Annotated in this window: 8 protein-coding genes and 1 pseudogene; 5 read left to right on the top strand and 4 right to left on the bottom strand. The window is 64.4% G+C overall.

Features of this window, described 5'->3' with window-relative positions:
• Positions 1-2: 2 nt before the first annotated feature.
• The 4 genes and pseudogenes from F4827_RS22860 to F4827_RS22845 all read right to left on the bottom strand — a co-directional run.
• Entirely contained in the window at positions 3-611 is a 609-nt protein-coding gene (locus F4827_RS22860) for a hypothetical protein (protein WP_183727550.1), read from the bottom strand.
• A 144-nt stretch (positions 612-755) separates the two neighbouring features.
• The gene (locus F4827_RS22855; protein WP_183727551.1) at positions 756-1,583 is read right to left on the bottom strand and encodes a LytTR family DNA-binding domain-containing protein; all 828 of its coding nucleotides are present in this window, start codon (positions 1,581-1,583) and stop codon (positions 756-758) included.
• Positions 1,584-1,623: 40 nt separating this feature from the next.
• Entirely contained in the window at positions 1,624-2,739 is a 1,116-nt protein-coding gene (locus tag F4827_RS22850; protein ID WP_183727553.1) for a sensor histidine kinase, read from the bottom strand.
• 95 nt (positions 2,740-2,834) lie between these two features.
• Positions 2,835-3,353, bottom strand: a pseudogene (locus F4827_RS22845) (DUF6622 family protein); the annotation flags it as partial.
• A 214-nt stretch (positions 3,354-3,567) separates the two neighbouring features.
• On the opposite strand from F4827_RS22845, the gene F4827_RS22840 reads away from it, so the two are divergent.
• The 5 genes from F4827_RS22840 (at position 3,568) to F4827_RS22820 (ending at position 11,358) form a co-directional block, all read left to right on the top strand.
• The gene (locus tag F4827_RS22840) at positions 3,568-4,572 is read left to right on the top strand and encodes an AraC family transcriptional regulator (RefSeq protein ID WP_183727557.1); all 1,005 of its coding nucleotides are present in this window, start codon (positions 3,568-3,570) and stop codon (positions 4,570-4,572) included.
• Between the two features lie 253 nt (positions 4,573-4,825).
• Positions 4,826-6,616, top strand: a complete 1,791-nt coding sequence (locus tag F4827_RS22835; RefSeq protein WP_183727559.1) for an acyl-CoA dehydrogenase — start codon at positions 4,826-4,828, stop codon at positions 6,614-6,616.
• Between the two features lie 77 nt (positions 6,617-6,693).
• Complete coding sequence (locus tag F4827_RS22830) at positions 6,694-8,376, top strand: electron transfer flavoprotein-ubiquinone oxidoreductase (protein ID WP_183727561.1); 1,683 nt, start codon at positions 6,694-6,696, stop codon at positions 8,374-8,376.
• 45 nt (positions 8,377-8,421) lie between these two features.
• On the top strand, positions 8,422-9,609 hold the full coding sequence (bktB, locus tag F4827_RS22825) for a beta-ketothiolase BktB (protein ID WP_183727563.1): 1,188 nt from the start codon (positions 8,422-8,424) through the stop codon (positions 9,607-9,609).
• A gap of 72 nt (positions 9,610-9,681) precedes the next feature.
• Positions 9,682-11,358 (top strand): fatty acid--CoA ligase, encoded by a 1,677-nt coding sequence (locus F4827_RS22820; RefSeq protein ID WP_183727565.1) that lies wholly within the window; start codon positions 9,682-9,684, stop codon positions 11,356-11,358.
• The last annotated feature ends 67 nt before the right edge of the window (positions 11,359-11,425 follow it).

Genomic DNA, 11,425 nt, shown 5'->3' with positions numbered 1-11,425 from the left:
CCTCAGGCCGTCGTTGAGACCAGGCCGGTGGTTTGACCGCTGGCCAGCATCAGCTGCACCAGTTCGCCCTGCGCGACCTGGATCGCGGATTCGATCTGGCTCGCCTGCAAAAGTTTGGCGCTCTGCTGTGCTGAAGCGCCCGATTTTGCGGTGGCCACCGTTGTGTCGGCGGCGCCTGGCGAACCCGATTGCGATGACGACGTAGCAGGCGAAGATGACGAAGCAGCCTGCGTCGAGCCGCCCGACCTCTGAACCTGCGCCAGTTGCGCTTCGAGCGATTTGATCAGCGCCTTGAGCTTGTCGATGGCGGCCGTGGTCGCATCGCTCGACGACGACGAACCTCCGCCTCCGCCGCCTCCTCCTCCGCCCGATTTTTTCGCGCTGGACGTGCTTGAAGTCGAACTGGTCGACGTCGTGGAACTAGTCGACGAACCCGCCGACGTGCTGCTCGCCGAAGCCGTGCTGCGATCAGTGCCGCTATCCGTGCTGCTGCTGGCGGTCGAGGCCGGGTTCGAGGCGTTCGACGACGTCGTGCCGCCATTGCTGCTGGTCGTGCCGGTGTAGCTCGTCGTGGCGGCGACGGTGGCCGCGCCGGTCGGCTGGATCTGCATGGATTCCTTCCCTTCGTAATGATGCGGCGCGACTGACTTGCGCGATAAATACCCCTGAACCGGATAACGGTCGCGATTGCGCAGTTCTTGAGAGTCAACTTGTTACCAGGCCTTACCAGAAGTTGCGCGCCGTGGCGGCAGATCTCACATTCCCTTGAAACGATCCGCATAAAGCCGGCTGACGACCAGCCGCGCCTCGTGGCCGCGCAGCCGCAACGTGAGCTTGCCGGCCTCATCGCGCGAGGCGCTGGCGATGGCGTCCGCGCGCACCACCGTGCCGCGATGGATCTGCCAGAACGTTTGCGCGTCGAGACGTTGCAGCAGATCGCGCAGCGAGAGGCGGATCAGGTGCTCACGATCCGCCGTGACCACACGCACGTATTTATCGGCGGATTCGAAAAACAGCACCTCGTCGACGGGAATCATCGTGATGGTGTTGCCCGCGCTCGCCTGGATCATGCGCAGCGGTTCGACGCCCGACGCGACGCCAGCTTCGGCTGCCTCGCCCTCGATGCCGAGCAGGCCGCGCAACTGGGTGACTAGCGGTTCGAGCCTGTCTGGCGCTGTGCTGCGCCTGGAGAGCGCTTCGCGCAGCCGCTCGCAGGTGCGCGCGAGCCGTTCCGGCTGCACCGGCTTAAGCACGTAGTCGAGCGCGGCGCGCTCGAACGCGCGCACCGCGTATTCGTCGTAGGCCGTGACGAACACGACGAGCGGCGGCGCGCCGACGGCGGCAGCGTCGCCATCGGGCCAGTCTTCGGCCAGCGCCTGCGCGGCGTCCAGCCCGTTCATGCCGGGCATGCGGATATCGAGAAACACGACATCCGGAGCGAGCGCCAGGCACTCGCGCAACGCCGACGCCCCGTCGCCCACCGTCGCCAGCACACGCAGTTCGGGCCAAAGGCGCTGCAATTCGGCGTGCAGATGGGCGGCCAGCAGGGGTTCGTCTTCGGCGATCAGGGCGGTGGCTTGCATGGTCGTCTCGCAGTTATAGCCGTTAAAGCAGTCAAGTCAGTCACGCAAGCGCGGGCGCGGGGTTGCCGATCGGCAGGCGCACGATGGCGAGCGCGCCGCCGCGGCCGTCCTCGGGTTCGGTCAGCGTGAGTTGCGCGGCGTCGCCATAAAGCGCGGCCAGTCGCTCGCGCACCTGGCGCAGGCCGAAGCGCGTGCCATCGGCGGGTGGTGCCTGCAGGCCCGCGCCGGTGTCGCGTACGCTCAGGATCAGCGTCGCGCCTTCGCGATGCGCGCTCACTACGATCTCGCCGCCCGCGACGTTCGGTTCGAGCCCATGCTTGAGCGCGTTCTCCACCAACGGTTGCAGGAGCAGCGGCGGCACGGGCAGCGCGCCGAGCGTCGCGGGCAAGTCGAGCGTGGCGCGCAGGCGCGGCCCCATGCGGACCTGCATCAGTTCGAGATAGTCGCGCACCCGCGCGAACTCCGCCGTGAGCGCGTGGGCATCGGCGCGCGAGGCGTCGAGCGTCGCGCGCAAAAAGCCGTTCAGATGATCAAGCATTGCCTGCGCGCGCGGCGGGTCGCTGCCGATCAGCACGCGCAGATTCGCCAGCGTGTTGAACAGCATATGCGGTTCGAGCTGCGAGACGAGTAGCCGCAACTGGGTTTCCGCGGCCGCGCGCAGGGCGGTTTCGGTACGTGCCTGCATCGTGGCGAGCCGGCCGCGCGCGTAGAAGAACCAGGTGCAGCCGAGCGTCAGCGCCAGGGACGGGCCGAACGTCGGCAACAGCACAGAGCGGTCGCGAAAGAATGCAAACGGATCGCGGTGCACGCCGGTGAGCCAGTCGCCAAGCGCGTGGCCCGCGAAGTAGCCGAGCGCCACCGAGAACACCAGCCACGGCGCCATCAGCGCCCAGCCGGGCCACGCGCGCTGGGCCGCGCCTGCTTTTGTTGCGCTCGCCGCGGCGGCGCGGCGGCGCTGCACGAGCGCGGCAAGACCGTAGCGGCCAGCCTCGATCAGCGTCTGGATGCACAATGTGATGCTCAAGGAGTATTTGAGATTGGATGCGAACGACTCCTGCGCGAATGCGCCGAACAGCACGGTGCTGAGCACGCCGATGGGAATCGCGATGCGGATTTCCCGCCAGAGCCAGACAAGTGCATTGCGGTAAGGAGGCATGTTGGCTTCCGGAGTCGATACCCAAAGAAAGGGGCGCGGCGCGTAGGTGCGAATCTCAGCAGATTCCCGGCAGATTCTAGCGCCGCAGCCCTTATCTACCAGAGCGCGGCGTCCTGGGTGAGGACGTGACGGGCGATGCGCCACATCGCATAACTGCGCGAGAGGAACACGCCGCTGAACGCGCCGTAGGCGAGGCCGGTGAGGCAGGCGAAATCCGCATCGTCCACGCGCGCCGGATGCATGGCGAGCATTGCGCCAACCGCGAATTTCACGCAAAACAGGCCCAGATAGAGCGCCAGCGGCAGCCAGCTGCCCGGCACGATCAGGCTTTGCTGCGTCTGCGACCAGCGCACGCCGCGCCACGCGCCTTGCGTCGTCATCACCGAAAACAGCGCGCCCGCGCCCAGCGCCCAGGCCGCGAGCGCAAGCGGTTCGTGCGCAAAATCCGAGGCCACGCCATACAGCGAGAACACGGTCATCACGAGCGGCAGGGACGTGGCGCTGCGCAGCGACCGGCGGCGCGGCACGCTCTGGCGCACGCCAAGGACGATAAGAGCGGCGAGCACGCCCCAAACCCAGTGGGGCGTGTGTTGGATCAGGCTGATATACATGGCGGCGACCTCCGTGGTTTATATCGGATGCTTCGATGCCGCTCATGGTCGGGCCGCGCGGGGCGATCGGCGAGACGATTGCGACGGGCGGCGGGGCGGCGTCGCGAAACGCCGGCTGGAGGGTGTGAATAGCGATGCGCGAGCGTATGATGCGTTGTCGCGCTCAGGCGCCTTTTTCCTGTTACCCGCTCCCCGGCTTGGCCGGTATCACCCAGGCATGCAACTTCCCGGCTCCACCGTCCCCATTTCGCTCGTCCTCGGTTTTCTTGCTGCTGCCGGCGCGCGGCCCGAAGTGGTCGAGCGCTATCTGGAGGAAGCGGGCATCGCCGGGGAACTGCTGAGCGAACCCGGCGCGCGCGTGACCGAAGAGCAGTTCTCCACGCTCTACCGCATGCTCGCCATCGAGCTGGACGACGAAATGCCAGGCGTCTTCAGCCGGCCGTTTCGCAGCGGCACGCTCAAGTTTCTCTGCCTGAGCCTGCTGGACGCGCGCAATCTTGAGACCGCGCTGCATCGCTTTGGCCAGTTTTTCCATATCGTGCTGGACGACTTTCGCCTCGAATCGCGGCGCAGCGCGCTGGTGGCGCAGGTGGAACTACGCCCGCATCCGGCCTTTGGCGCGCTGAGTCCTCTGGGCCAGGAGCTGATGCTCAAGCTCGCGCACGGCGTGTCGTCCTGGCTGATCGGCCAGAAAATTCCGTTTCTCCAGGTCGAGCTGGCCTGCGAGCGCCCGGCCCATGCGCACGATCACCGCTATTTTTTTTCCGGGCCGGTGCGCTTTGGCTGCGAGACGGCGCTGTTCCGCTTCAGCGCGGCCTATCTGGACATGCCGATCCGGCAGAGCAAGCGCAATCTGCGCCAGTTTCTCGCGCGCTCGCCCGGCGACTGGATCTTCGAGTCCTTCAGCGAACAACTGGTGAGCCATCAGGTGCGCCAGTACCTGGCGAGCACGTTGCCCGATCTGCCGACCATCGAGGCCGCCTCGGACCATCTGCATTGCTCGGTGCGCACCTTGTGCCGACGCCTCGCCGCCGAGGACACGTCCTTCCAGGCGCTCAAGGACGAGTTGCGCCGCGACGTGGCGATCCAGCGCCTCACCGACACCCAGGACACCATCGCCGCCATCGGCGCGGATATCGGTTTCGACGATCCCAGCGCCTTCCATCGCGCCTTTCGCCATTGGACCGGCAGCACGCCCGGCACCTATCGCGGCCGCGCCTGACGCGCAACCCCACACGCGGGTGGAAAGGGCGCATACCGCACCAGGTTTAACCCTGAGCTCCCTTTTATTCAGGCGCTCGACAGGCAGAGCGTGGCCAGATTTGTCACTAGATGGGCCGGTTTGGACAGTCCGGCGCGGGGCCTTTGCCGCTACGATTGGCCGGACACTGCCCCTGCGGCATCGGCTTATGCAACACGCGTAGCCGCTGCGCCCGCGGGCTTCTCCGATCTACCGCGTGATTGAAAGGTTCGCCATGAGCTTTACTGCCCCCGTCAAGGACATGCTGTTCGTACTGAAAGAGCTGGCCGGTATCGACGATGTCGCCGCGCTGCCCGGCTTTGATGATGCCGGCTTCGAAACCGCCCAGGCGGTGCTGGAAGAAGCCGCGAAGCTCAGCGGCGAAGTGCTCGCGCCGTTGAACGTCGAAGGCGACCGCGCGCCCAGCAGCTGGCGCGATGGCGAAGTCACGGCCACGCCGGGTTTCAAGGCCGCGTTCGAGCAATTCGCCGCCGGCGGCTGGCAAGGTTTGCAACATCCCACCGAATACGGCGGCCAGGGTCTGCCCAAGCTGATCGGCACGCCCTGCAACGAAATGCTCAACGCGGCGAACCTGTCGTTCGCGCTGTGCCCGCTGCTTACCGACGGCGCGATCGAAGCGCTGCTCACGGCCGGCACCGAGGAACAGAAGCAGCGCTATGTGCCGAAGCTGATCTCGGGCGAGTGGACCGGCACGATGAACCTGACCGAGCCGCAGGCAGGCTCCGACCTGGCGCTGGTGCGCTCGCGCGCCGAGCCGCAGGGCGATGGTTCGTACAAGGTGTTCGGCACCAAGATCTTCATCACCTGGGGCGAACACGACATGGCCGAAAACATCGTCCATCTCGTGCTGGCGCGCGTGCCGAATGCACCGGAAGGCGTGAAGGGCATCTCGCTCTTTATCGTGCCGAAGTTCCTGATCAACGAAGACGGTTCGCTCGGCGAGCGCAACGACGTCCATTGCGTGTCGATCGAACACAAGCTGGGCATCAAGGCGAGCCCGACCGCGGTGCTCCAGTACGGCGACAATGGCGGCGCGACCGGCTATTTGATCGGCGAGGAAAATCGCGGCCTCGAATACATGTTCATCATGATGAACGCCGCGCGTTTTGGCGTCGGCACGCAGGGCGTGGCGATCGCCGAGCGCGCTTACCAGCAGGCCGTGGGCTATGCGAAGGAGCGCGTGCAGAGCCGTCCGGTGGATGGTTCCGCGAAGCAGTCGGTGACGATCGTGCATCACCCGGACGTGCGCCGCATGCTCGCGGCCATGCGCTCGCAGACCGAAGGCGCCCGCGCCCTGGCCTATGTGGCGGCCGGTCATGCCGATATCGCGCATCATCACCCGGACGAAGCCGTGCGTGCGCGTCATCAGGCGATCTACGAATTCCTCGTGCCGATCGTCAAGGGCTGGAGCACGGAGATGGCCAACGATGTCACGAGCCTGGGCGTGCAGGTGCACGGCGGCATGGGCTTCATCGAGGAAACCGGCGCGGCCCAGCACTATCGCGACGCGCGCATCCTGGCGATCTACGAAGGCACCACGGCGATCCAGGCGAACGATCTGATTGGCCGCAAGACGGCGCGCGACGGCGGCGCAGTGGCGAAGGCGTTGCTCGACGAAGTCGCGCAGACCATCGAAGCGCTCGCTCAGGCGGACGGCGCGGCGGCGGCATCGGTGCGCACGCAGCTTGAGCAGGGCGTGCAGGCGCTGTCGCGCGTGGTGGATTTCGTGCTGGAAAACGTCAAGCGCGATCCGAACGCGGTGTTCGGCGGCAGCGTGCCTTATCTGAAGCTTGCGGGCATCGTGCTGTGCGGCTGGCAGATGGGCCGCGCGCTGCTGGCGGCGCAACGCAATCTCGCCGACGATCCCGCGTTCTATGGCGCGAAGATCGCGATGGCGCAGTTCTACGCCGAGCACATTCTTTCGCAGGCCGGCGGTCTCGCGACGGCGGTGCTGACCGCGCGCGGCGACGAAGGCGTGCTCGCGCTTGCCGAAGACCAGTTCTGATTCTGGATGCTGGCCAGATTGTGACGAGAGCCGCGGCCTGACATGGGCCGCGCTCCGGTAGTTGGGGGAGACACAGCATGAATGCGAACAACGCAAGCGATCTGATCGCGCAATACGGTCCGCGCGAATCGATGGAATACGACGTGGTGATCGTCGGCGGCGGCCCGGCGGGTTTGTCGGCGGCGATCAGGCTCAAGCAACTGGCGGCCGAAAAGGGCGCTGAAATCGGCGTATGCGTGCTGGAAAAAGGCTCGGAAATCGGCGCGCATATTCTTTCGGGCGCGGTCATGGATCCGCGCGCCATCACCGAACTCTTTCCCGACTGGAAGGAGCGAGGCGCGCCGCTGAACGTGCCGGTCACGGAAGACAAATTCCTGTTTCTTTCGGAAACGGGCGCGAAATCCGTACCGAACTGGGCGCTGCCCGACAATTTCAAGAATCACGGCAATTACGTCATCAGCCTCGCGAACGTGACGCGCTGGCTGGGCCAGCAGGCCGAAGCGCTGGGCGTCGAGATTTTTCCGGGCTTTCCCGCTGCCGAAGTGCTCTACAACGACAATGGTTCGGTGAAGGGCGTTGCGACCGGCAATATGGGTATCGGCAAGGATGGAGCGCCGACCGAGAATTTCCAGCTCGGCATGGAATTGCACGCGAAATACACGCTCTTTTGCGAGGGCGCGCGTGGTCACCTTGGACGCCAGCTCAACGAAAAGCTCAAGCTCGGCAAGGACGCCGATCCGCAGGTCTACGGCATCGGCATCAAGGAGCTTTGGGAAATCGATCCCGCGAAGCATCAGCCGGGCCTCGTCGTGCACACGGCTGGCTGGCCGCTCGAAAGCGATACCTATGGCGGCTCGTATCTCTATCACACCGAGAACAACCAGGTGATGGTGGGCTTTGTCGTCGGGCTCGCGTACACGAATCCATATCTCTCGCCATTCGAGGAATTCCAGCGCTACAAGACGCACCCCGCGATCCGCAAATATCTGGAAGGGGGCAAGCGCGTGTCGTATGGCGCGCGCGCGATCACGGCGGGCGGTTTGATGTCATTGCCCAAGCTCGTATTCCCGGGTGGCGCGCTGGTGGGCGACGATGCGGGGTTCCTCAATGTCTCGCGCATCAAGGGCAGCCACGCGGCAATCAAGACCGGCATGCTGGCTGCCGAGGCGGCGTTCGAAGCAGTGCAGGCTGGTCGTCAAAGCGACGAACTCACGGCGTACCCGCAAGCGTTCAAGCAGTCGTGGCTGCATGAAGAGTTGTACAAGGCGCGCAATTTCAAGCAGTGGATGAGCAAGGGCCTGTATCTGGGCACCATCATGGTGGGCCTTGAACAGAAGGTGCTGGGCGGCAAGGTGCCCTGGACGCTGCATCACCAGCATCGCGATCACGAAACGCTCAAGCCTGCTTCGCAATGCAAGCCGATCATCTACCCGAAACCTGACGGCAAGCTCACATTCGACCGGCTTTCTTCGGTGTTCATCTCGAACACGAATCACGAAGAGAATCAGCCCGCGCATTTGACGCTCAAGGACGCGAGCGTGCCGGTCGGCATCAATCTGACGACCTACGCGGGACCGGAAGCGCGCTTCTGCCCGGCAGGCGTCTACGAATTCGTGAAAGACGATTCGAATGCAGACAGGTTGCAGATCAACGCGCAGAACTGCGTGCACTGCAAAACCTGCGATATCAAGGACCCGACGCAGAATATCGTGTGGGTCACGCCCGAAGGCGGCGGCGGTCCCAACTATCCGAACATGTAATGCCCGCTGCGCAGGCGCGCAGCCCCATCGAATGAGGAGTGCAAAATGAGCAAGGAAGTCGTAGTCGTTGGTGGCGTACGGACCGCGATCGGCAAGTTCGGCGGCAGCCTGAAGGATGTGTCGCCTACCGAACTGGGTGCGCTGGTGCTGCGCGAAGTGCTCGCCCGCAGCGAGGTCAAGCCCGAAGACGTGGGCCATGTGGTGTTCGGCAATGTGATCGCCACGGAACCGAAGGATCTGTATCTGTCGCGCGTTTCGGCCATCAACGCGGGTATTCCGGAATCGACGCCCGCCTTCAACGTCAACCGTCTGTGCGGCTCGGGCCTGCAGGCGATCGTCTCGGCGGCGCAGACCATTCTGCTGGGCGACGTCGATGTTGCCATCGGCGCGGGTGCTGAGAACATGAGCCGCGCGCCCTATATCACGCCGGACGCGCGTTTTGGCGCGCGCATGGGGGATGTGCGCCTCGTCGACATGATGCTGGGCGCGCTCAACGATCCGTTCCATACGGTGCCGATGGGCGTGACCGCCGAGAACGTCGCGCGCAAGTTCGATATCTCGCGCGAGCGCCAGGATGCGCTGGCGCTCGAATCGCATCGCCGTGCCGCGCAGGCAATTGCCGAAGGCCGTTTCGCCAGCCAGATCGTGCCGGTTACGCGCACCGTCAAGGGCCGCGAAGTCGTGTTCGATACCGACGAGCATCTGCGCACCGACGCGACGATCGAAGACTTCTCGAAGCTCAAGCCGGTGTTCGCGAAGGAAAACGGCACGGTCACGGCCGGCAACGCCTCGGGCATTAACGACGCCGCCGCCGCCGTGCTGCTGATGTCGCGCGAAGCCGCCGAAAAACGGGGTCTTGCGCCGATGGCGCGCCTCGTCGCCTACGCGCATGCGGGCGTCGATCCGCTGCATATGGGCATCGGCCCGGTGCCGGCCACGCGCCTCGCGCTGCAACGTGCGGGCCTGCGTATCGAAGACCTCGACGTGATCGAATCGAACGAAGCGTTCGCGGCGCAAGCGTGCGCGGTGACGCAGGAACTCGGGCTGGATCCGGCGAAGGTGAACCCGAACGGCTCGGGTATTTCGCTGGGCCATCCGATCGGCGCGACGGGCACGCTCATCACAGTGAAGGCGCTGCACGAATTGCAGCGTGTGAACGGGCGTTATGCGCTGGTGACGATGTGCATCGGCGGCGGTCAAGGTATTGCGGCGATTTTCGAGAATCTGGGCTAAATCCCGAGTTTGGGCTAAATCCCGAATCCGGGCTAAATCCCATTAGCGTTCGGCACGAGACTGGAGAAACACATGTATCACGAGGCGAATCAAGCCAACGACGCGAGCGACGAGAACGAGGACGCTCAGTCCGCCTATGCCTATCCTCTCCTGATCAAGCGCCTGCTGCATACGCCGATGGCGCATGCGCGCGAGCAGGAGATCGTCTATCGCGGCAAGGTTCGCATCAGCTATGCGCAGTTGCAGGAACGCATTGCGCGGCTCGCGAACGGTCTCGAGCGTCTGGGCGTGAAGCACGGCACCACGGTGGCGGTGATGGACTGGGACAGCCACCGCTACCTCGAATGTTATTTCGCCATCCCGATGATGGGCGCAGTGCTGCAGACCGTCAACATCCGTCTTTCACAGGCTGAAATCGCTTATACGATCGATCATGCTCGTGCGGAAGTGGTGCTGGTGCACACGGATTTCCTGCCGGTTCTGGAGGCCATTCGCGAGAAACTGCCGCGCGTGCACACCCTGGTGCTGATCGACGACGAAGGCAATGTGACGCCGCCGCCGGGCCTCGAATTTGCCGACGAATACGAGCGTTTGCTCGCGTCCAGCGGTACGCAATTCGACTTCCCGGACTTCGACGAAAATACCCGTGCCACCACGTTCTATACGACTGGCACGACCGGTCTGCCGAAAGGCGTGTATTTCTCGCATCGCCAGCTTGTCCTGCACACCATCACGGTGATGGCTGCGCTCACAAGTCCCGAGGACGGCCAGCGTGTGCATCGCGGCGACGTCTATATGCCGCTCACGCCGATGTTCCACGTGCACGCGTGGGGCATGCCGTATATCGCGACGCTGATGGGTCTGAAGCAGGTTTATCCGGGCCGTTATGTGCCGGATCGCATCGTCGAGCTGATTCGCGAAGAAGCGGTGACCTACTCGCATTGCGTGGGCACGATCCTGCACATGATGCTCAGTTGTCCGCAGGCGAAGACCGCCGATTTCAGCAAGTGGAAGGTGGTGATTGGCGGTGGCGCGCTGCCGAACGGGCTTGCACGTGCGGCGCTCGAACGCGGCATCGATATTTTCACGGGTTATGGCATGTCCGAAACCTGTCCGGTGCTCACGCTCGCGCAACTGATGCCGTCGCGCGAGCCGCGCACGCTCGACGAAGAAGTGAGCCTGCGCTGCCGCACGGGCCTGCCGATTCCGCTCGTCGATCTGCGCATCGTCGATGAGGAAATGCGTGACGTGCCGCACGACGGTCTCGCGAGCGGCGAGGTGGTGGTGCGTGCCCCGTGGCTCACGCAAGGCTATCTGCACAATCCCGAGGCTTCGAAGGTGCTGTGGGAAGGCGGTTACCTGCATACGCAGGATGTGGCGCGCATCGGCACGGATGGCTATCTGCAGATCACTGATCGCATCAAGGACGTGATCAAGTCGGGCGGCGAATGGGTCTCGTCGCTGGATGTCGAAAGTCTGATTTCGCAGCATCCGGCGGTGGCCGAAGTGGCGGTGATCGGCATCAAGAGCGAGAAGTGGGGCGAGCGCCCGGCCGCCGTAGTCGTCCTGCACCCGGAGTGCGCCATGCCCGTGAGCGCCGAGGACATCCGCACGCATGTCATGCAGTTCGTCGAGACCGGCAAGATCTCGAAGTATGCGGTGCCTGAGATCGTCAAATTCGTCGATGCGATCGAGAAAACCAGCGTGGGCAAGCTGAACAAGAAATGGCTGCGTGAGAATTTCGATTGACGCAGCAGCAAGATTCTTGCGCCGCCGTGCATGTCACATCGCACGGCGGCGCGGGGAGCAAGTAGCG

It is taken from the genome of Paraburkholderia bannensis, from assembly GCF_014200455.1.
GTDB classification, from domain to species: Bacteria; Pseudomonadota; Gammaproteobacteria; order Burkholderiales; family Burkholderiaceae; genus Paraburkholderia; species Paraburkholderia bannensis_A.
This window is presented reverse-complemented; position numbering and strand designations above follow the sequence as displayed.

What these genes read in the sequence shown, in the direction of transcription:
- F4827_RS22820 (WP_183727565.1), top strand. Translation starts at nt 9,682, where the DNA reads ATGTATCACGAGGCGAATCAAGCCAACGACGCGAGCGACGAGAACGAG.
- F4827_RS22830 (WP_183727561.1), top strand. Translation starts at nt 6,694, where the DNA reads ATGAATGCGAACAACGCAAGCGATCTGATCGCGCAATACGGTCCGCGC.
- F4827_RS22840 (WP_183727557.1), top strand. Translation starts at nt 3,568, where the DNA reads ATGCAACTTCCCGGCTCCACCGTCCCCATTTCGCTCGTCCTCGGTTTT.
- F4827_RS22835 (WP_183727559.1), top strand. Translation starts at nt 4,826, where the DNA reads ATGAGCTTTACTGCCCCCGTCAAGGACATGCTGTTCGTACTGAAAGAG.
- F4827_RS22850 (WP_183727553.1), bottom strand. Translation starts at nt 2,739, where the DNA reads ATGCCTCCTTACCGCAATGCACTTGTCTGGCTCTGGCGGGAAATCCGC.
- bktB (WP_183727563.1), top strand. Translation starts at nt 8,422, where the DNA reads ATGAGCAAGGAAGTCGTAGTCGTTGGTGGCGTACGGACCGCGATCGGC.
- F4827_RS22860 (WP_183727550.1), bottom strand. Translation starts at nt 611, where the DNA reads ATGCAGATCCAGCCGACCGGCGCGGCCACCGTCGCCGCCACGACGAGC.
- F4827_RS22855 (WP_183727551.1), bottom strand. Translation starts at nt 1,583, where the DNA reads ATGCAAGCCACCGCCCTGATCGCCGAAGACGAACCCCTGCTGGCCGCC.